Origin of the sequence: Kitasatospora sp. NPDC127121, assembly GCF_042677305.1 — a bacterium.
Classification (GTDB): domain Bacteria; phylum Actinomycetota; class Actinomycetes; order Streptomycetales; family Streptomycetaceae; genus Kitasatospora.
On sequence record NZ_JBHXTQ010000047.1, the window covers coordinates 23,355 to 44,657 of the forward strand.

At 73.1% G+C, this 21,303-nt stretch carries 14 protein-coding genes and 1 pseudogene; 12 read left to right on the forward strand and 3 right to left on the reverse strand.

Annotation, left to right across the window (positions count from 1 at the left end; all coding sequences use genetic code 11):
• Positions 1-46 precede the first annotated feature (46 nt).
• Positions 47-1,021: a 4-hydroxy-3-methylbut-2-enyl diphosphate reductase gene (locus ACFVHI_RS22755; protein ID WP_063347973.1), complete on the forward strand. Its 975-nt coding sequence runs from the start codon at positions 47-49 to the stop codon at positions 1,019-1,021.
• 167 nt (positions 1,022-1,188) lie between these two features.
• Positions 1,189-1,935: a polyphosphate--glucose phosphotransferase gene (ppgK, locus tag ACFVHI_RS22760; RefSeq protein ID WP_063347972.1), complete on the forward strand. Its 747-nt coding sequence runs from the start codon at positions 1,189-1,191 to the stop codon at positions 1,933-1,935.
• A gap of 22 nt (positions 1,936-1,957) precedes the next feature.
• Here ppgK and ACFVHI_RS22765 read toward each other — a convergent pair whose 3' ends face one another.
• The gene (locus ACFVHI_RS22765) at positions 1,958-2,596 is read right to left on the reverse strand and encodes a DUF6542 domain-containing protein (protein ID WP_380342094.1); all 639 of its coding nucleotides are present in this window, start codon (positions 2,594-2,596) and stop codon (positions 1,958-1,960) included.
• Positions 2,597-2,850: 254 nt separating this feature from the next.
• On the opposite strand from ACFVHI_RS22765, the gene ychF reads away from it, so the two are divergent.
• The gene (gene ychF / locus ACFVHI_RS22770; RefSeq protein WP_063347971.1) at positions 2,851-3,924 is read left to right on the forward strand and encodes a redox-regulated ATPase YchF; all 1,074 of its coding nucleotides are present in this window, start codon (positions 2,851-2,853) and stop codon (positions 3,922-3,924) included.
• A 143-nt stretch (positions 3,925-4,067) separates the two neighbouring features.
• Here the strand turns inward: ychF and ACFVHI_RS22775 are convergent, their stop codons facing one another.
• Together ACFVHI_RS22775 and ACFVHI_RS22780 are read right to left on the reverse strand one after the other, a co-directional pair.
• On the reverse strand, positions 4,068-4,733 hold the full coding sequence (locus ACFVHI_RS22775) for an HAD-IA family hydrolase (RefSeq protein WP_380342098.1): 666 nt from the start codon (positions 4,731-4,733) through the stop codon (positions 4,068-4,070).
• A gap of 57 nt (positions 4,734-4,790) precedes the next feature.
• Positions 4,791-5,938 (reverse strand): annotated as a pseudogene (locus ACFVHI_RS22780) (dihydrofolate reductase family protein).
• A 160-nt stretch (positions 5,939-6,098) separates the two neighbouring features.
• Between ACFVHI_RS22780 and ACFVHI_RS22785 the strand changes: the two are divergent.
• The 9 genes from ACFVHI_RS22785 to ACFVHI_RS22825 all read left to right on the forward strand — a co-directional run bounded on the left by ACFVHI_RS22785 (position 6,099) and on the right by ACFVHI_RS22825 (position 21,283).
• Positions 6,099-6,917 (forward strand): methyltransferase domain-containing protein, encoded by an 819-nt coding sequence (locus tag ACFVHI_RS22785; RefSeq protein ID WP_063347967.1) that lies wholly within the window; start codon positions 6,099-6,101, stop codon positions 6,915-6,917.
• Positions 6,918-7,143: 226 nt separating this feature from the next.
• The gene (locus ACFVHI_RS22790) at positions 7,144-8,496 is read left to right on the forward strand and encodes a DUF4190 domain-containing protein (protein ID WP_380342101.1); all 1,353 of its coding nucleotides are present in this window, start codon (positions 7,144-7,146) and stop codon (positions 8,494-8,496) included.
• 162 nt (positions 8,497-8,658) lie between these two features.
• Positions 8,659-8,853, forward strand: coding sequence for an SPOR domain-containing protein (locus ACFVHI_RS22795; protein ID WP_380342104.1), 195 nt, complete (start codon positions 8,659-8,661; stop codon positions 8,851-8,853).
• A gap of 10 nt (positions 8,854-8,863) precedes the next feature.
• Positions 8,864-9,280: an NUDIX domain-containing protein gene (locus ACFVHI_RS22800; RefSeq protein WP_063347964.1), complete on the forward strand. Its 417-nt coding sequence runs from the start codon at positions 8,864-8,866 to the stop codon at positions 9,278-9,280.
• Positions 9,281-9,459: 179 nt separating this feature from the next.
• Entirely contained in the window at positions 9,460-12,213 is a 2,754-nt protein-coding gene (locus tag ACFVHI_RS22805) for a SpoIIE family protein phosphatase (protein ID WP_380342108.1), read from the forward strand.
• 254 nt (positions 12,214-12,467) lie between these two features.
• A complete protein-coding gene (locus tag ACFVHI_RS22810; RefSeq protein ID WP_380342111.1) occupies positions 12,468-15,077 on the forward strand; it encodes a SpoIIE family protein phosphatase in 2,610 nt (869 codons plus the stop codon).
• Between the two features lie 102 nt (positions 15,078-15,179).
• Positions 15,180-17,039, forward strand: coding sequence for an ABC transporter family substrate-binding protein (locus ACFVHI_RS22815; protein ID WP_380342114.1), 1,860 nt, complete (start codon positions 15,180-15,182; stop codon positions 17,037-17,039).
• 272 nt (positions 17,040-17,311) lie between these two features.
• A complete protein-coding gene (gene typA / locus ACFVHI_RS22820) occupies positions 17,312-19,216 on the forward strand; it encodes a translational GTPase TypA (protein ID WP_063347962.1) in 1,905 nt (634 codons plus the stop codon).
• 429 nt (positions 19,217-19,645) lie between these two features.
• Complete coding sequence (locus ACFVHI_RS22825; RefSeq protein WP_063347961.1) at positions 19,646-21,283, forward strand: ABC transporter substrate-binding protein; 1,638 nt, start codon at positions 19,646-19,648, stop codon at positions 21,281-21,283.
• The last annotated feature ends 20 nt before the right edge of the window (positions 21,284-21,303 follow it).

Below are 21,303 nucleotides of genomic sequence, written 5' to 3' on the forward strand. Positions count from 1 at the left end.
AGCGCCTCCCGTCGGCGCGGCTCGGCGCCGCCCGTACGATGGAGCCATGTCCAACACCGCGCCGCGCCGTGTCCTGCTCGCCGCCCCCCGGGGCTACTGCGCGGGTGTCGACCGCGCCGTGATCGCCGTGGAGAAGGCCCTGGAGCAGTACGGGGCGCCCATCTACGTCCGCAAGCAGATCGTCCACAACAAGTACGTGGTGCAGACCCTGGAGAAGAAGGGCGCGATCTTCGTCGACGAGACGGAGGAGGTGCCTGAGGGCTCGATCGTGGTCTTCTCCGCGCACGGCGTCGCGCCGGCCGTCCACGACGAGGCGAAGGCCGGCCGGCTGGCCACCATCGACGCCACCTGCCCGCTGGTCACCAAGGTGCACAAGGAGGCCGTGCGCTTCGCCGACGAGGGCTTCGACATCCTGCTGGTGGGCCACGAGGGCCACGAGGAGGTCGTCGGGACGATGGGCGAGGCCCCGGACCGGATCCACCTGGTGGACGGCGCCGAGGACGTCGCCAACGTGCGGGTCCGGGACGAGTCCAGGGTCGTCTGGCTGTCCCAGACCACCCTGTCGGTGGACGAGACCATGGCCACCGTCGGCGAGCTGAAGAAGCGCTTCCCGGCGCTGGTCAGCCCGCCCAGCGACGACATCTGCTACGCCACCCAGAACCGCCAGGTCGCGGTCAAGCAGATGGCCCCCGAGACCGACCTGCTGATCGTGGTCGGCTCCAAGAACTCGTCCAACTCCGTCCGCCTGGTCGAGGTCGGCCTGGAGTACGGCGCCAAGGCCGCCCACCTGGTGGACTTCGCCGAGGAGGTCCAGGAGGCCTGGCTGGAGGGCGTCGGCACGGTCGGTCTGACCAGCGGCGCCTCCGTCCCGGAGATCCTGGTCGAGGGCGTGCTGGAGTGGCTGGCCGCGCGCGGCTACGACACGGTCGAGACGGTCAAGACTGCCGAGGAGCACCTGATCTTCTCGCTGCCCAAGGAACTGCGCCGCGACCTGCGCGCCGAGGCGGCGGGCAAGCTGTAGGGCCGAGCCTGGGACCGCTCCCGGACCGCTCTCAGGCCCTTCGCGCAGAGCCCGGCACCCCCCTCGGGGTTGCCGGGTTTTCTGCTGTGCGTCCGCCCGTGCCCTCTCGTAGTTTTGTGCACAGGCTGTGGACAAGCGGTCCGCGGCCCCGGCGGAGGGTGGACGTGATGACGGCGGTATTCGGCGTGGACATCGGCGGTTCGGGCATCAAGGGCGCCCCGGTCGACCTCGCCCGGGGCGTGCTGGCCCAGGAGCGGTACAAGGTGCTCACCCCGCAGCCGTCCGCCCCCGAGGCCGTGGTCGCCGCCGTCTGCGAGGTGGTCCGCCAGTTCGACCACCAGGGCCCGGTCGGGCTCACCTTCCCCGGCGTGGTGGTCGGCGGCCGGACCAGAACCGCCGCCAACGTGGACAAGGGCTGGATCGGCCTGGACGCCGCGGGCCTGTTCCGCGAGGCGCTCGACCTGCCCGCGACCGTGCTCAACGACGCCGACGCGGCCGGGCTCGCCGAGACCGTGCACGGCGCCGGGCGCGACCAGTCGGGCGTGGCGCTGGTGCTCACCTTCGGCACCGGCATCGGCAGCGCGCTCTTCGTCGACGGCGTGCTGGTGCCCAACACCGAACTGGGCCACCTGGAACTGCGCGGCAAGGACGCCGAGCGCCGGGCCTCCTCGGCCGCCAAGGAACGGCACGGGCTGACCTGGGAGCAGTGGGCCGGGCGGGTCGACGAGTACCTGGACCTGGTCGAGATGCTGTTCTCGCCGCAACTGGTCGTGATCGGCGGCGGGGTGAGCCGCAAGCACGAGAAGTTCCTGCCGCTGCTGCGGGAGCGGGAGGCGCGGGTGGTGCCGGCCGAGCTGCGCAACGACGCGGGCATCGTCGGCGCCGCCATGGCGGCGGCCCGGGCGGCGGGCTGAGGCCGCCCGCCCGAGGCGCCGCTCAGCGGGAGCGCTGGATCCGACGCTGGGCCACGAACCGGGCGAGCACGATCAGCGCGGCCAGCCCTGTGCCGGAGAACAGCCAGCCGGCCCGCAGCGCCAGCCCGGTCGCCAGCGCCACCACCTGGGCGGTGACGCCCGAGGAGGTGACCGGCCCGAGCAGCAGCAGCGCCAGCGCGAAGGCGATCGGCCCGCTGATCGGTGCGGCCAGCAGGTCGACGTAGCGCACCCGGACGGCCAGCTGGAAGCAGACGACCAGGTAGCCGAGGCCGAACAGCCAGCCGAGGCGGTCGAACAGCAGCCGGTCCAGGCCCGCGACGGCGAGCGTCGCCAGCACGGCGGCCACGCCCGTGCCGATGGCGGTCAGCCGGGTCGGCCGTCCGGTCCGGCGCCGCCCGTACAGCGGGGCCTCGGAGCGTCCGGGCAGCGGCAGCCGCAACCGCAGCCTGGGGGTGGCCGGGCGGGCGGCGGCGGGTGGCCCGGCTACCGGGCGTAGCCGGGCGGCGGGGGCGGCGGCGGGGGCTGCGGGGGCTCCGACGGTCTCGGGAGCCCGGCCGGGCCCGGGGACGGCGGCCCCGGCCGCGCCGTTCGGCGGTCGGCGTCTGGGCCCTGGCGGCTGGGTACGGATGCTCTGCTCCACCCGCCCAACGTACGGTCCGATCATCGCCACACTGTGTAATGGACCGTTCAGGTCTTGTCCCGTGTCTCCTGGCGGAGTGCTGATGTGATCGTCGTTCAGCGGCCTGACCTGTCCGGCCCAGCCACCCCGGCACCCCGCCGGAGTTCCTGAAGCCCCTCCCGGCGGCGACCGGGGCGTGAGGCGCTGCCCGTAGACTTGGGGGTCGGCCCGCACGGTGCCGACCCAACTCCTCCAAGCCCACGGGACTGCGCTTCATGTCGCTCACGATCGGAATCGTCGGCCTGCCGAACGTCGGCAAGTCGACCCTGTTCAACGCCCTGACCAAGAACGACGTGCTGGCGGCCAACTACCCGTTCGCCACCATCGAGCCGAACGTCGGCGTCGTCGGCGTCCCGGACGCGCGGCTGGCCAAGCTCGCCGAGATCTTCGGCTCCCAGCGGATCCTCCCGGCCACCGTCGACTTCGTCGACATCGCCGGCATCGTGCGCGGCGCCAGCGAGGGCGAGGGACTGGGCAACAAGTTCCTCGCCAACATCCGCGAGTCGGACGCGATCTGCCAGGTCGTGCGCGCCTTCACCGACCCGGACGTGGTGCACGTGGACGGCAAGGTGTCGCCCAAGGACGACATCGAGACCATCCACACCGAACTGATCCTGGCCGACCTCCAGACCGTCGAGAAGGTCCTGCCGCGGCTCCAGAAGGAGGCGCGCCTGAAGAAGGAGACCGCCCCCGTGCTGGCCGCCGCCGAGGCCGCGCAGGCGGTCCTGGAGACCGGCAAGACCCTCTTCGAGGCCGGCTTCGACACCACCCCGATCCGCGACCTCCACCTGCTGACCGCCAAGCCCTTCCTCTACGTCTTCAACGTGGACGAGGCCGAGCTGGCCGACGAGGACTTCAAGAACGTCCAGCGCGAGCTGGTCGCCCCGGCCGAGGCGATCTTCCTCAACGCCAAGATCGAGTCCGAGCTGATCGAGCTCGACGACGACGAGGCCCTGGAGCTGCTCCAGTCGATGGGCCAGGAGGAGCCCGGCCTCGCCACCCTCGCCCGGGTCGGCTTCGACACCCTCGGCCTGCAGACCTACCTCACCGCAGGCCCCAAGGAAACCCGCGCCTGGACCATCAAGAAGGGCGCCACCGCCCCCGAGGCCGCCGGAGTCATCCACACCGACTTCCAGAAGGGCTTCATCAAGGCCGAGGTGATCTCCTTCGCCGACCTGGTCGAGACCGGCTCCATCGCCGAGGCCCGCTCCAAGGGCAAGGCCCGCATCGAGGGCAAGGAATACATCATGCAGGACGGCGACGTGGTGGAGTTCCGCTTCAACGTGTAGCCAGGTGTGTGCTGCACCTGACCTGGTTGTCCAGGTGTGCGGGTCGGAAGGGGTCGGGTCCTGCGGGAGCCGACCCCTTCGTCATGCCCGTGTTGGATGTTCCGGTGCGGGATCCGAGCGGGGTGGCCGGGCGGCGGGTTCGGTCAGGGGTGGATGCTGATGGTCAGGGTGCCGTCCGGTGTGGTGGTCACGGTGATGTTGTCGAGGGTGGCGGCATGGGCGTCGGGGCGGTGGGCGGTGGCGCGGGGGCCGATGCCGATGACGCGGATGCCGGCGGCGCGGGCGGCCGTGATGCCGGCGTCGGAGTCCTCGAAGGCGAGGCAGTCGGCGGGGGCGAAGCCGAGGGCGGCGGCGCCCTTGAGGAAGCCCTCCGGGTCGGGCTTGCTGGCGCCGACGGACTCGGCGGTCACCAGGACGGGCGGCATCGGCAGGTCGGCGGCGCCCATCCGGATGCGGGCGAGCGGTTCGTCGGCGGAGGTGACCAGGGCGTGCGGCAGGCCGTTCAGGGCGGCGAGGAAGGCGGCGGCGCCGGGGATCGGGACGACGCCGTCGGTGTCGGCGCGCTCGGCGGCGAGCATCCGCCGGTTGTCGGCGAGGTTGAGTTCCACCGGGCGGTCGGGCAGCAGTTCGGCCATCGTCGCGTGGCCCTGGCGGCCGTGGGCGACGGCCAGTGCGGCGGCGGGGTCGAGGCCGTGCTGCTCGGCCCAGCGGTGCCAGCAGCGCTCGACCACGGCGTCGGAGTTGACCAGGGTGCCGTCCATGTCCAGGAGGAGGGCGCGAGCGGTCAGCTGGAGGGGTGCGGTGGGCATGGGGCTGCTCCTCGGGCAAGGAAGGACGAGCTCTTTGTTCCCCGATGATACAAAAGATCAGCCGAGCAGGTGGGCGTTGACCGCGCGGGCCGCCTCGGCGAGCTCCGGCAGTTCCACCACCTCGACCCCGGCTGCCGCCAGCAGGGCCGTGCCCTGGCAGTCGGTGACGAACAGGTCCGGTTCGCGCCAGGCCACCACCACCCGCGGCACGCCCGCCGCGATCAGCAGCCGGGCGCACGGTGCCGGCCGCGAGGCGCGCTGTCCGCACGGTTCGAGCGAGCTGTAGACGGTCGCCCCGCGCAGCCGCGGGTCGCCGGCCGGGAGCTTGCCGAGGGCCGCCTCCTCGGCGTGGTCGTGCGCGTCGCCCTCCCGGCTGTAACTCTCCGCCAGGACCTCGCCGTCGGCGCCGACGATCACCGCGCCGACCGAGAAGGCCGTCGCGGACGGCGGGCAGCGGCGGGAGAGTTCGACGGCCCGGCGCAGGTGGTCGAGGTCGGTGGTCGCGGGACGGGCTCCGGTCACGGGGCGGGCTCCTTCGGGGCGTACCTGAGCAGGACGACGTCGTCCACCGTACGTGCCTCCAGCAGGCGCATCCGCCGGGCCGGGCCACCCGGGAACGCGGCCGGGCGGACGAACCTCGGCGCCTCGGCCTGGCCGACCAGCAGCGGGGCGACCGCCAGCTGGAGCTCGTCCGCCAGGCCCTGGGCCAGGAACTGGGTGTGCACGCCGCCGCCGCCCTCGACCATCAGTCGGCGCACCCCGCGCGCGCCCAGGTCGTCCAGCACCGCGCCGAGGTCCACCGCGCCGCCGAGCGCGACCACCTCGGCCAGCCCGTCCAGGCGGGGCCGCAGCACGGTCGCGCCGGCGTCCGTGGTGTAGGCGAGTCGAGCGCCGCCGGTGTGCCAGAAGCGCAGGCCGGCGTCGAGCGCGCCGCTCGCGCTGAGCGTCACCTTCAGCGGGTACTCGGCGCGGCCGTCCGCGAGCCGGGCGGCCCGGCGTGCGGGGTCGTTGACCAGCAGGCGCGGATTGTCGGCGCGCAGCGTGTTGCCGCCGACCAGGACGGCGTCGGCGGCCGCGCGCTCGGCGTCGACCCGGTCGAAGTCGGCCCGGTTGGAGAGCAGCAGGCGGTCGGGGGAGGCGTCGTCGAGGTGGCCGTCGAGGGACATCGCGGCGCTCAGCAGGACGAAGGGGCGCTGGCCGGGCATGGGCGGGGGGACCGTTCTCTCGGGTGCGCCCCCACGGTACGGCCGCCGGGGGTGGTGCAGTCGCGGGGTGATCGACAGGTGAGACGAATCTTCTCGGCATCCGGAACGTCCGCTAGCGTCGGAGGCGTCGCGGAAACCGACCACGCCCCAGGGGGACACCATGACCGGACGGCAGCCCGCCACCGTCTACACCCACGGCTACCAGGAGGCGGTGCTGCGCTCGCACCGCTCCCGGACGGCCGCCGACTCGGCCGCCTACCTGCTGCCCGAACTGCGCCCCGGGCAGGCGCTGCTGGACATCGGCTGCGGGCCCGGCACGATCACCGCCGACCTGGCCGAGCTGGTCGGCCCGGGCGGTCGCGTGGTGGCCGTGGACACCTCCGGCGAGGTGCTGGAGCAGGCCGCCGCGTACGTGGCCGGCCGGGGCCTGTCCAATGTCGTGTTCGAGATCGCCGATGTCCACGAACTGCCACACCAGGAAGGTGAGTTCGATGTGGTGCACGCCCACCAGGTGTTGCAGCACGTGGCCGACCCGGTGGCCGCGTTGCGCGAGATGCGCCGGGTCGCGGCGCCGGGCGGTGTGGTCGCGGCCCGGGACGTCGACTACGCGTCGATGACCTGGTTCCCCGAGGCGCCCGCGCTGGACCGCTGGCTGGAACTGTACGAGCGGATCGCCCGCGCCAACGGCGGTGAGCCGGACGCCGGGCGGCGGCTGCTGTCCTGGGCGCGGGCGGCGGGCTTCACCGACATCGCCGCGACCGCCACCACCTGGACGTACGCGACGCCCGAGCAGCGCGCCTGGTGGGGCGGGATGTGGGCGGACCGGGTGACCGGCTCCGCCATCGGCCGGACGGCGGTGGAGCGGGGCTTCGCGGACCGGGCCGAACTGGCGCGGATCGCGGCCGGCTGGCAGGAGTGGAGTGCTGCCGGGGACGGCTGGTTCTCCATGCTGCACGGCGAGATCCTGGCGCGCGGCTGACCGGGGGCAGGGTCGAGATCGGGGCCGGGCCAGGGCGGCCCCGCAGATGGCGGCGAGGCGACGGGGTGGGGGAAACGGTCGCGCGGGCGTTCGGAAAGATCGGGTAAAGTCGCGCGTCCGCTCGTACCGGGGCCGTTCGGGCCCGTCCGGCCCGCTGCTGGAGGGGGCGAGCCGACGAGTCGAGCTGCCGAGTCGATGCCCGTACCGGCGGGCCGGGGGAGTCCACGTGTCCAAGCCTGCGTCCGAGCCGCCCGCGGCCGATCCCCGCATACCGGCCCACGAGGCCGCGACGGCGAAGCAGGCCGAGCGGACGGGGCAGTCGGAGCATGCGGAGCAGCAGGCGCAGCCCGAGCCGCCCGCGCCCGCCGCCCCGCCCGTGCCGACCGCCCCGCCCGCGCCCGCCAACCCGTGGGCCGCGCCCCTGCCGTCGCAGGCCCCGCCGCAGCCCCCGCCCCCGCCGCTGCCCGCCGGCGGCTGGGCATCGGTGCCGCCCGCCGCACAGTCCGGCCTCCAGCCCGGCTTCCCCTACCCCCGGCCCGCCCCCGTCACCAACGGTTTCGCGGTCGCCGCCCTGGTGACCGGCCTGGTCGTGGTGGCGCCGGTGGCCCTGGTGTTCGGCATCATCGCGCTGGTCCAGATCAACCGCCGCAAGGAGCGCGGCTTCGGCATGGCGGTGACCGGCCTGGTGCTCGGCGTGGTCGGCACGGTGCTGCTGTCGCTCGCCGTGGCCGGTTCGACCTTCGAGTTCCCCGGGGGCGGCAGGTTCGACCAGTCCACGAAGGCCCCGGCCGGGTCCGTCCCGTGGGCCGCGCTGAAGTCCGGGGACTGCTACAACACCCCCGAGAACGGCAGCCGGGCCGACCCCGAGGGCGGCGACGAGACGCTCTACTGGGTCCGCCGGGTGCCGTGCTCGGCCGCGCACCACGGCGAGGTGGCCGGCACCGCCCGGATCCCGGCGAGCGACGGCCCGTCCTACCCGGGCGAGGCGACGGTCCGCCTGCGGGCCGCCGACCTGTGCCGCACGGTGCTCGACGACTACGCCCTCGACCAGTGGGCGATCCCGGACGGCATGGACGACGTCTACCTCTACCCGACCCGGGGCAACTGGAGGTCCGGCGACCGCTACGTCACCTGCGCGTTCGAGGACCGCGACGGCGAGCACCTGGGGACGGTCCGCACCGACCGGGGCAGCCTGAACCCCGCCCAGCTGGCCTACCTGGAGGCCGTCCGGGGCTTCAACGACGCCTACGCGGAGCAGCCGAGCAAGGGCTTCGCGGACGCGTCGTCCGAGTACCGGACGTGGGCCCGGCGGATGTCCACCGCCTCCCACGCGGAGGCCGCGGCGCTGAACAAGGCGTCGGCGGCGTGGCCGGCCGAGGTCAAGCCGGCGGTCCGCAAGCTGGCCGCGGCCCAGGAGGCGGCCGCGACCGCCTGGGACGCGGCGGCCTCCGGCGACGACCTGGAGGGCGACGTCCGACGGGCCCGGGCGCTGGTGACCAAGTCGGTGCCGCTCAGCATCGAGATCCGGCGCGGGCTCGGCCTGTCCACCGGCGAGCAGGTGCCCGACCTCCAGGTCTGAGCCGCCGAGGGGTCTGAGCCGCCGACGGTTCTGAGCCGCCGGGGGCGGCCGGGTTACCCGCCGTTAACCGCGCCCGTACCTGCCGGTAGCGAGCCGTCCGTAGCGTCGTGGGGGCGGATCCCCGGCCCGACCCCCACGCAGGCCGGGGATACGCTCCCCGCCATGAGCGCCTTTCGGGTGATGCGGCAGGACGACAACGGCAACCGCTTCCTGGTCGCGGGCGGGCTCGACCGCCTCGCGGCGGGGCGGCTGGCGGCCGAGTTCGAGGCCCGCGGCCACAAGCAGCTGTACTGGGTCGAGGCCGAGCCCGAGCCCGAGCCCGAGGCTGCGGACGGCGCGGGGGCGGACACGCCCTAAGGTCGGGCCCATGGACAAGGCCAGCGAGAACCCCGTCGAGCCCCGGATCGTCGTCGGCGGCGCCCTCATCCACCGGGGCCGGGTGCTCGCCGCACGGCGCAGCGCGCCCGCGGCGGTGGCGGGGCGCTGGGAGTTCCCGGGCGGGAAGGCCGAACCCGGCGAGACCGAGGCGCAGGCGCTGGAGCGGGAGCTGCTGGAGGAACTGGGTGTCCGGGCGCGGGCGCTGGAGCGGCTGCCGGGCGCGTGGAGCGTCCGGCCGGGTCTGGAGCTGCGCTTCTGGGCGGCCGAGCTGCTGGCCGGCGACCCCCGTCCCCTGGAGGACCACGACGAGCTGCGCTGGCTCGGCCCGGCCGAGCTGGACAGCGTCGACTGGATCGAGCACGACCGCGACGTCCTGCCGCACGTCGCCCGGTTGCTCCATGCATAGGGCGGCCTGAGCCGGTGTGCGACGCGCGGGGTACGGGGTAGGTCAATCAGACAAGACGACCCGGCGACCGGGATAGCCTGGGTTCTGCTGGGTATGTCACTTTTCGGCACTATTCGTCACCATCGGTGAGCCGCCCCAGCCGGCGACGCCGATCCCGACCAGAGCCGGAGGCCCCGTCGGTGTCGAGTACCGGGAACGGCGGCGGAGGAGCACGGCGGACAGGCGCCGCGGGGAGCGCAGCCGCCCGCGCCCGGCTGCGCCGGGGTGCCCAGCCCGCCGCCCCGCAGCCGCCGGCCGGCCGCCGTCGGCGGGACGCCGCCGATGCCCCCGACGTCCCGCGGCCCGACCAGCCGGCGCCGGCCCTGGCTGTCCCCGTCTCCGACCCGGGCCCCCAGCCCGGCCTGCGCAGCCGGCCCGCCCGACCGTTCCCCGGCGGGCCGTCCGACGCCCCGTACGGCCCCGGCGTACCGGGCGAGGGCAGCCTGCTCGACATGCTGAAGGTCGCCATCGCGATCCTGGACACCGCGGGCCGGGTGGTGCTCTGGAGCCCGGCCGCTGAGGAACTGCTCGGCTGGCCGAACGAGCTGCTGGTCGGCCGCCGGATCGACGAGCTGATCCCCGACGAGGAGCAGGTCGGCCGGATCCGGGCCGCGATCCAGGACACCCTGCGCCACGGCCGTTGGGCCGGCAGCGCCGAACTGCGCGACCGGGACGGCGTGCCGATCGCGGTGGACGCCCGGATCTCCCTCCTGGTGGACGGCGACGGCACCCCGTTCCTCCAGGTCAACATGGCCGAGGCGGCCGCCGTCCGGGCCGTCGAGCACGACCTCGCCGTCCGTGACGCGCTGTTCGAGCAGTCCCCGCTGGGCATCGCGATCATGGACACCGAGCTGCGCTACACCGCCGTCAACCAGACCCTGGCCGAGATGAACGGCGTCGCCCTGGAGGACCACGTCGGCCGGACCACCGGCGAGACCCTGCCCGAGCGGGCCGCCGACGAGGTCACCGCGATCCAGCGCCAGGTGCTGGCCACCGGCGAGCCGGTCATCGACGTCACCCTGGCCTCCCCGGTCACCGCCCGCTCCGGCTACCGCTCGATCTCCTACAGCCGGATGACCGACCGCTCCGGCCGGGTGCTCGGCATCTCCGGCACCGTGATGGACGTGACCGAGCGCTACCGCGCCGTCGCCAAGGTCGAGCACGCCCGGCGCCGGCTCTCGCTGCTCAACGAGTTCGGCTCCCGGGTCGGCGACCTGCTCGACGCCGCCAGGATCGCCCAGGAGCTCGCCAGCTCCGTCGTCCCCCGGCTCACCGACCACTCCGCGGTGATCCTGCTGCAGGCCGTCGCGCACGGCGACGACCTGCCCCGGCACGGCCACGACCGCCGCACCTCGCTGCTCCAGCTCGGCACCGCCTCCGTCCAGGACGGCCCCGAGGTCGAGGTGATGCTCCGCCGCGGCGCCCGGATCACCTTCGCCGAGGACTCCGCCTGCGGCCGGGTGCTGCGCACCGGCGTCCCCGAACTGCTCTCCGGCGCGGACCAGCTCGACGACGTGACGTACCCCGGCGACCCGAAGACGCAGGCCGCCCACGACCTGGGCGTGCACTCCATGCTGGTCGTCCCGCTGCGCGCCCGCGGCATCGTGATCGGCCTGCTGCTGGTCAGCCGGGGCGGCTACCGGGAGGGCTTCGACCGGGACGACCTGGCCTTCACCGTCGAGCTGGCCGACCGGGCCGGCAGCTCGCTGGACAACGCCCGGCTGTACGCCCGCGAGCGCACCGCCGCGCTCACCCTCCAGCGCACCCTGCTCCCGCAGCAGGTCCCGCAGCCCACCGGCGTCGAGGTCGCCTACCGGTACGTGCCCGGCAGCAGCGGCGCCGAGGTCGGTGGCGACTGGTTCGACGTCATCCCGCTGCCCGGCGACCGCACCGCGCTGGTGGTCGGCGACGTGATGGGCCACGGACTGCGGGCCGCCGCCACCATGGGCCGGCTGCGCACCGCCGTCCGGGTGCTGGCCGCCCTCGACCTGCCGCCGGACGTCCTGCTGCGGCACGTCCACGAACTGGCCGACGACCTGGCCCAGGGCCCGGACGAGGCGCTGCTCGCCACCTGCGTCTACGCGGTGTTCGACCCGGGGACGGCCAGACTGACCGTCGCCAAGGCCGGGCACATCCCGCCCGTCCTGGTGGTGCCGGGCGAGGAGGGAGGGGAGCCGACCCGGACCGGCGGCCCACTGCGCGGCGGCGCGGGCCGGATCCTCGACCTCCCCTCCGGCGCCCCGCTCGGCGTCGGCGGCGTCCCGTTCGAATCCGTCGAACTGAAGATCCCCGAGGGCAGCCTGCTCGCCCTCTGCACCGACGGCCTGGTCGAGTCCCGGGACAAGGACCTCGACGTCGGTCTCGGCCGGCTGGTCACCGTGCTCCAGGAGCCGCACGCCTCCATCCAGGCCGCCTGCGAGGCCGTGCTCGGTACCATGGAGCAGGGCCGCGAGCCGGACGACGTCGCGCTGCTGCTGGCCCGGCTCGGCCACGGCCAGGCCGGCACCCCGACGGTCGGCTGGACCCTGCCCGCCGAGCCCACCGCCGTCTCCCGGGCCCGTCGGCTGGTCCGCTCCGCGCTTGCCGAGTGGAGTGTCGAGGAGCTCACCGACACCACGGAGCTGCTGGTCAGCGAGCTGGTCACGAACGCCGTCCGGTACGCCAGCGCCCCCATCGGCGTGCGGCTGACGCTCGGCGAGACGCTGCTGGTCGAGATCTCCGACCCGCTGCCCGACCCGCCCCGGGAGCGGCACGCGGCCGAGGCCGACGAGGGCGGCCGGGGCCTGGAACTGGTCCGCCGCCTGGCACTGCGCTGGGGTGCCCGGGCCGAGGGCATCGGCAAGGTGGTCTGGTTCGAGCAGACGCTGCCGGGTAATGAGCCCGACGAGTCATAGGGAGCGCAGCGGGTCGGGGGCGTGAGCCCGAGCGGGGGCGAGGAGGACGGAACCGCATATGCCAGCAGGTGGCCGGGGGGAGCGCGCAGCCCGGAAGGGGGCGCGGACGTGGCATTGTGGTTGCGCGGGCGGTAGGACAAAAACCTTCGCCCGATCTGATGTTGTGATGTTGAGGGCGTGTGAACGTACCCCTCGATGATGAATACTCGGTCTTCTCGACATCCGGACGGTCGCGGGTTGGAGGGGTCGGTCCGTTGAACAGCACCCCGGCGCGGAACGCGCCGAGCAGCAGCGGTCATGCTGTCGTGCCCGGGCAGGCCGGTTCACCGCACCTGCCCGTACCGGCGGACCCGCCCGGCGCCGGCCCCGTGGGCCTCGGTCACCACGCCGGGGCCGCGGACCACCCGTGGGGCGCGGGCGGCCCCGGGTCGATCTACGACTACATCCGGGTCGCCACCTTCACCATCGGCCCCGACGGCCGGATCAGCCAGTGGAGCGAGCGCGCCGCCGAGTTCTTCGGTGTCCCCGCCCCCGACGCCGTCGGCGCCGACCCGATCACCACCTTCGTCCCCCGCGAACTCTGGCAGCGCGGCCGCGCGCGGCTGGAACGCGCCCTGGCCGGCGAGGAGTGGGTCGGCACCGCCCCCTACCGGGACGCCGCCGGCGGCGAGGGCCTCGCCGAGCTCTACCTGATGCCCGACAGCGCCCTGCCCACCGCCGGCGCCACCTGCCTGGCCGTCGACCTCGGCCGACTGCGCCGGGTCGAGACCGACCTCGCTGCCTCCGAGGCCGTCTTCGGGCAGACGCCCACCGGCTTCATCCTCTTCGACGACCGGCTGCGCCTCCAGCGGGTCAACGACGCCTTCGCCTCCGGCATGGGCCTGGCCCCCACCGACCTCGAAGGCCTCACCCCGCACGACCTCTTCCCGCCGTCCGAGGCCGACCGCCTCACCGCCGCCCTGCGCAAGGTCCTCGCCACCGGCGAGCCCGTCTTCGACCTGCGCTTCCACGGCGCCGTCCCCACCCGCGAGGGCAACCGGCTCTGGGCCGTCTCGCTGTACCGCCTCAACGGCGCGGCCGGACAGCCGATCGGCCTCGCCGGGCAGGTCTCCGACGTCACCAGCCGGCACGTCGCCGAGCGCGAGGCCGACGGCGTCCGCCGCAACCTCGCCCTGCTCAACGAGGCCAGCGCGCACATCGGCTCCACCCTCGACCTGGAGACCACCGCCAAGGAACTGCTCGACGTCGTCGTCCCGCCGTTCTGCGACCTCGCCACCGTCGACCTGTACACCGCGCTGCTCTCCGGCGAGACCGTGCCCAGCGCCGGCCGGCTCGGCGACACCGTGCTCACCGACGGCAGCGGCGAACTGCGCCGGGTCGCCGTCTCCAGCGTCATCGGCGGCGCCTCCTCGGTGCTCGGCTCGGTCACCGGCCTGCCCATCGCCGAGGCCGGCGGCACCCTCTGTTACCCGCGACGCTCCCCGCACGCCCGGGCGCTGCGCACCGGCCGCAGCGTCGTCCCCGAGCCCGGGCCCGACCCGCTGCTGCGCTCCACCCTGATCGTCCCGCTGGTCGCCCGCGACCAGGTGCTCGGCCTCGTCCAGCTCTCCCGCGCGATCGGCAGCGAGCCCTTCGACGCCCGCGACGTCGCCATCGCCGAGGAACTCGTCGCCCGCGCCGCCGTCTGCATCGACAACGCCCGGCTCTACCGCCGCGAGCACGAGCGCGCCCTGATCCTCCAGCGCAGCCTGCTGCCCCCGGGCAACCCGGCCGCCAGCGGCCTGGAGATCGCCTGCCGCTACCTGCCCAGCAACAACAACACCGAGGTCGGCGGCGACTGGTTCGACGTCATCCCGCTGCCCGGCAACCGCACCGCCCTGGTCATCGGCGATGTGATGGGGCGCGGCCTGCGCGCCGCCGTCGCCATGGGCCAGCTGCGCACCGCCGTCCGCACCCTCGCCATGCTCGACCTGGAGCCCGGCGAGGTGCTCACCGCCCTCGACGAGATCGCCCGCGGCCTCGGCGGCGACACCGTGGCGGCCGGCCCGCCCACCCCGTACGGCCGGCTCACCTCCGCCGCCGACGAGGAGGCCCGCGAGGTCTACCTGGCCACCTGCGTCTACGCGGTCTACGACGCCGTCACCCGGCGCTGCTGGATCGCCAACGCCGGCCACCTGCCGCCCGTCCTGCTCAGCCCCGGCGAACCCGCCCGGATGCTCGACGTCCCGCCCGGCCTGCCGCTCGGCGTCGGCGGCGAGCCCTTCGAGGAGGTCGAGCTGACCCTCCCGGACGGCGCCATCCTCGGCCTCTACACCGACGGCCTGGTGGAGAGCCGCAAGCACCAGCTGGACGAGGGCCTGCGCGGCTTCCGCGCCGCGCTGTCGGCCAAGGGCAAGGGCCTCGAAGAACTCTGCGAGCACGTCCTCGGCGAGCTCAACCCGCACCACGGCGAGGACGACATCGCCCTGCTGATGGCCAAGGTGCACGCCTTCCCCGAGGACGCCGTCGGCAACTGGTTCCTGCCGCCCGAGCCCACCTCCGTCGCCAAGGCCCGCGAGCTGGCCTGCAGCTGGCTGCTGACCCGCGGCCTGGAGGAGCTCGTGGACACCACCGAGCTGCTGGTCAGCGAACTGGTCACCAACGCGCTCAAGCACGGCCGGGGCGAGATCCGGCTGCGGCTGCTGCGCGATCGCGGCCTGGTCTGCGAGGTCTGGGACGACGGCTACGCCCAGCCCCGGCAGCGGCGCGCCCAGGAGACCGACGAGGGCGGGCGCGGCCTGCAACTGGTCAGCCTGCTGGCCGAGCGCTGGGGCAGCCGGCGGACACCCAAGGGCAAGATCGTCTGGTTCGAGCTGGGGCTCTAGGGCGGCTGGAGGCCCCGGCGGTTCGGCCGTCCGGGTGCAGTCGGCGGGCGGTCCGCCGTGTCGGCCCGGGCCCGGGCACCCGGACGGCGTTCCATGGCCGCCATGCGCGTCCGCCAGCTCACCACCGCAGCCGTCGCGCTGCTGCTCGCCGCCGGCCTCGGCGGCTGCTCCGACGGCCCGGATCCGGCCCGTACCCCCGACCCCGCGCCGGCCTCGGCCGACCCCACCTCCGGCACCGGGGACGTCCGGACCGCCGACCGCACCGCCGTCCGGGGCGGCGGCAAGCTGCGCTGGGCCGTGGACGGCGTCCCGGCCACGCTCAACGTCTACCAGGGCGAGGCGACCGCCGACTCGGCGCTGCTCGCGCACGCCCTCTACCCCTCGCTGTTCCGGCCCGACGGGCACGGCCGGCTCGTCCCCGACCCGGACTACCTGGTCGGCGCCGAGTCCACCCCGCCCGGGAAGCAGCCGCAGGTCGTCACCTACCGGCTCAACCCGCGCGCGGTCTGGAGCGACGGCAGCCCGCTCACGGCGGCCGACCTGACCGCCCAGCGGGCCGCCCTCTCCGGCCTCGACCCGGCCTACCAGGGCGGCCGCCCGGCCGGGTACGACGCCATCGAGGCGATCGCCCAGGGCGCCGACCCGCACGAAGTCCGGGTGACCTTCCGGCGCCCGTACGCCGAATGGCGCTCGCTGTTCGGCCCGCTCTACCCGGCGGCCGAGACGGCCACCCCGGCCGCGTTCAACCGGGCGCTGACCGGCGGCGAGCACCTGAGTGCCGGGCCGTACACCGTCTCCGGGTACGACGCCGCGGGCGGGCAGGTCGTCCTCGCCCGCAACCCGCGGTGGTGGGGGGACCAGCCGAAGACCGACCGGATCGAGTTCATCGCCGCGCCGCCGGAGGGCCGGCTGGACGCGCTCGACCAGAACCGGCTGGACATCGCCCCGCTCACCGCGGCGGTGGACCAGGCGGTGCCCGCGCCCGCTCCGGCCGCCTCCGCCACGCCCACCGCCTCCGCCACGCCGACCGCCGCGCCGACCGACACCCCGGCCGCCTCCGGCACGCCGACCGCCGAGGCCGCGCCCCCGGGCGCCGCACCCGAGGCCGCGGCGCTGGCCCTGCGGCGGGCCGAGGGACTGCGCGGCGTCATCGTGCACCGGGCCGTCGGCGCCTCGCTCACCCAGCTCACCCTCAACTCCGCCCACGGCCCGCTCGCCGACCCGGCCCTGCGGCTCGCCCTGACCCGCGCCGTCGACCGGCGGCGGATCGCCGACGCCGCGCTCACCCCGCTCGGCCTGCCCGGCGCCCCGCTGGGCAGCCACCTGCTCGCCGGCGACCAGGACGGCTACCGCGACAACAGTGCGGCCGCCGGCCCGGCCGACGCCGCCCGGCTGTTCGACGAGGCGGGCTGGAAGCGGCCTGACACCGGCGGCACCCGCACCAAGGACGACAAGGAGCTCACCCTCACCCTGCTCGTCCCGGCCGGCTCCGCGACCGCCAAGCGGACCGCCGACGCGCTCACCGCCGACCTCGGCGAGTCCGGTGTCGAGGTGAAGGCCGTGACGGCGTCCGCCGACACCTTCGTCCAGGACCAGTTGGCTGCCGGGGAGTACGACCTCGCCCTGTTCTCCTGGCCCGCCGGCACCAGCCCGGCGAGCGAGCAGCGGCCCGTCTACGCCAAGCCCCGGCCCGACGCCGACGGCACCCTCGACCTCGGCAGCAACTACGCCCGCAGCGGAACCGAGGAGATCGACCGGCTCTTCGACCGCGCCACCGCCGAGCTCGACCCGGCCGCCCGGCTCGGCCTGCTCCAGGAGGCGGACGTGCGGATCTGGCAGCTCGGCCACTCGGTGCCGCTCTACCAGCGGCCCGAGCTGGTCGGCGTCCGGGCGGGCGTCGCGGGCGCCGGGGTCTGGGGGTACGGCTGGCCGCGCTTCCAGGACGTGGGGTGGAGCGGCTGAGCCCGTTCCCCGGGCCCGTCGGAGCCGGTCGGAGAGCGAACACCGGGTGACGAACGGGTGACCTGTCTGTGATCTTGATCCCGCCCGACCTGCCCGTTTCTGCTCACCTGGGCGCTTCCCCGTACGATAGGAGGAAGCCGAGGCATGTCCGTTGCCACGGCGGGTGGACCGGTAGTAGCAGGCGGAACGGGCGGCGGCGATCCAAAGGGATCGCTGGTCGGCGTCTCGCGGCCGGGCGCCGCAACCCACGATTCCAGGAGAATCAGCTAGGCATGCCCACGCGCAACGACATCCGCAACGTCGCTATCGTCGCCCACGTCGACCACGGCAAGACCACTCTGGTCGACGCCATGCTGAAGCAGGCCGGCGCCTTCGCCGCCCACCAGCACCTCGACGACCGGATGATGGACTCGAACGACCTGGAGCGCGAGAAGGGCATCACCATTCTCGCGAAGAACACCGCCGTCAAGTACCACCCGAAGGATGGTGGCGCGCCGATCACCATCAACATCATCGACACCCCGGGCCACGCCGACTTCGGTGGCGAGGTCGAGCGCGGTCTGTCGATGGTGGACGCCGTCGTCCTGCTGGTCGACGCCTCCGAGGGCCCGCTGCCGCAGACGCGCTTCGTGCTCCGCAAGGCGCTCACCGCCCGGCTGCCCGTCATCCTCTGCATCAACAAGACGGACCGCCCGGACTCCCGGATCGACGAGGTCATCAACGAGACCTACGACCTGTTCCTGGACCTGGACGCGGACGAGGACCAGATCGAGTTCCCGATCGTCTACGCCTGTGCCCGTGACGGCGTCGCCTCGCTGACCAAGCCGGAGAACGGCACCGTCCCGGCCGACAGCACCAGCCTGGAGCCGTTCTTCTCCACCCTGCTGGAGCACGTCCCGGCCCCGACGTACGAGGCCGACGCGCCGCTCCAGGCCCACGTCACCAACCTCGACGCCGACAACTTCCTCGGCCGCATCGCGCTGCTGCGCGTCGAGCAGGGCGAGCTGCGCAAGGGCCAGACCGTGGCCTGGATCAAGCGCGACGGCACCATCTCCAGCGTCCGCATCTCGGAGCTGCTGATGACCGAGGCGCTCACCCGCAAGCCGGCCGAGGTGGCGGGCCCGGGTGACATCTGCGCCGTCGCCGGCATCTCCGAGATCATGATCGGCGAGACCCTCGCCGACCCGGAGAACCCGATCGCGCTGCCGCTGATCACGGTGGACGAGCCGGCCATCTCGATGACCATCGGCACCAACACCTCGCCGCTGGTCGGCCGTGGCGGCAGCGGCAAGGGCGCGGACGCGAAGTCCAGCGGCAAGGTGGACCGCAAGGTCACCGCCCGCCAGGTGAAGGACCGCCTGGACCGCGAGCTGATCGGTAACGTCTCGCTGCGCGTCCTGGAGACCGAGCGCCCGGACGCCTGGGAGGTGCAGGGCCGCGGTGAGCTGGCGCTGGCCATCCTGATCGAGACCATGCGCCGTGAGGGCTTCGAGCTGACCGTCGGCAAGCCGCAGGTCGTCACCAAGCAGGTCAACGGCAAGACCCACGAGCCGGTCGAGCGCCTCACGGTGGACGTGCCGGAGGAGCACATGGGCGCGGTCACGCAGCTCATGGGCGTCCGCAAGGGCCGGATGGACAACATGTCCAACCACGGCTCGGGCTGGGTCCGGATGGAGTTCGTCGTCCCGTCCCGCGGTCTGATCGGTTTCCGGACCGAGTTCCTCACCAGCACCCGCGGCACCGGCATCGCGCACTCGATCCACGAGGGCCACGAGCCGTGGTTCGGCACCCTGACGACCCGTAACAACGGTTCGCTGGTCGCCGACCGGTCCGGTGTGGTCACCGCCTTCGCGATGACCAACCTCCAGGAGCGCGGCGTGCTCTTCTGCGAGCCGGGCACCGAGGTGTACGAGGGCATGATCGTCGGCGAGAACTCGCGCGCCGACGACATGGACGTCAACATCACCAAGGAGAAGAAGCTCACCAACATGCGTTCCTCGAACGCAGACGTGGCCGAGTCGATCGTCCCGCCGCGCAAGCTCTCGCTGGAGCAGTCGCTGGAGTTCTGCCGCGAGGACGAGTGCATCGAGGTGACCCCGGAGACGGTTCGCATCCGTAAGGTCGTCCTCGACGCGAAGGACCGCGGCCGCACCGCCTCGCGCGCCAAGAAGGCGTGATCCGGACGGCTTGACCGGCCTTTGGCCGGAATGCTTCGCCCCCCTTTCCCATGGAGAGGGGGGCGAACTTTTTCAACTACTCCAAGTTGTCGACGGGCGTATTAACGGAATAGCGCTCATCACTCCCAGGTGTCCGCTGAGCGAACGTGACAGTTCGTCATTCATGACGACTGTCCGTTTGGTGCCTGTCTGGCTATGTCTCTTATGTCCGGTTTTCGAAACTTACCGACTGTTCATGTGACCTAATTGAGATCGTCACTGGTCACTTTCGTGTCCGTGCGTGACGGATAGTGGGTGCAGTCAGGCTCGGGTCAAGGGTGACGCGCAGGGGTGCGCGCCGAAACCACGAGCGCGGACGGCACAGCGGGCCAGGTAACACCCGTCCGCAGTGCCCTCCTCGTTGCAACGTCGAATTCAGGAGGCACACCGATGCGTGGTGGGAGCCAGGCCAAGTGGGTTGTCGCAGCTGTTGCGGTCGCCCTCGCCGCGACTGCTTGTAGCAGTGGCGGTTCCACCGGTGGGAGCAGCTCCGATGGCGCTGCGGTCAACGCCCAGGGCGTGTTCAGCTACCAGAGCGGCGAGCCGCAGCGTCCGCTGCAGCCGGCCAACGCCATGGAGAACCAGGGCGGCCGCATCGTCAAGCAGCTCTTCCAGGGCCTTGTCGACTACGACCCCGCCACCGGCGCCCTGCGTAACCAGGTGGCCGACAAGATCGAGACCACTGACTCCAAGAGCTACACCGTCACGCTGAAGTCCGGTTGGACTTTCCACGACGGCACCCCGGTGACGGCCAAGTCCTTCGTGGACTCCTGGAACTGGTCGGCGAACACCAAGAACAACCAGATCAACTCGGACTGGTTCTCCGACATCGTCGGCTACGACGCCGTTCACCCGGAGAAGGGTGACCCGACCGCCGACACCATGTCCGGTCTGAAGGTCGTCGACGACACGCACTTCACCATCGAGCTGACCAGCCCGGTCTCGTACTTCACGTACAAGCTCGGCTACTCGGCCTTCTACCCGCTGCCGACCGGGTTCTTCTCCGACCCGGCGGGCTACGGCCAGAAGCCGGTCGGCAACGGCCCGTACAAGTTCGTCTCGTGGGAGCACAACAAGGCCATCACCCTGGCCGCCTACGACAAGTACGCGGGCGTCAACAAGGCCAAGAACGGCGGCATCGTCTTCCGGAACTACACCTCCGGTGAGGCCGCGTACAAGGACCTGATGTCGGACACCCTCGACGTCCTGGACCAGGTCGACTCGACCGACCTGCCCAAGTACAAGGACGACCTGGGCAAGCGCGCGGTCGACCAGCCGCAGGGCGCCATCCAGAACATCTCCTTCGCGCTGTACAACGCCGAGTGGAACGCTCCGGAGAAGGCCAAGGTCCGCCAGGGCCTGTCGATGGCCATCGACCGTGACACCATCACCAAGACCGTGCTGAACGGCACGCGTCAGCCCGCCGACGCGTTCGTGGCGCCCGGCGTCATGGGCTTCAAGGCCGGCAGCTGCGGCGACGCCTGCAAGTACGACCCGGCGAAGGCCAAGCAGCTCATCGCCGAGGGCAACGGTGTCCCCGGTAACAAGATCACCATCCTGTACAACTCCGATGGCGGTCACAAGGAGTGGGTCGACGCGGTCTGCAACTCGATCCGCCAGGCCACCGGCGTCGAGTGCCTCGGTGACCCGAAGCCCGACTTCAAGACCTCGCGCGACCTGGTGACCAAGCGTCAGGTGTCGAGCATGATGCGTACCGGCTGGGTGCAGGACTACCCGCTGAACGCGAACTTCCTGCGCGACGTCTACGGCACCGGTGCCGCCGCGAACGACGCCGGCTACTCCAGCCCGGAGTTCGACAAGCTCTCCAAGGAGGCCGACGCGGCCACCTCGGTCGAGAAGACCGCGGAGCTCTACCAGCAGGCCGAGGCCGTCCTGGCCAAGGACATGCCGGCCATCCCGCTCTGGTACTACAAGACCAGCTCCGGCTGGTCCAACAACGTCCAGAACGTGAAGTTCGACTCCTTCGGCAACCCGGTCTACACCGACGTCGAGGTCAAGAAGAAGTAATCGGTCGGCACCGCCTGACC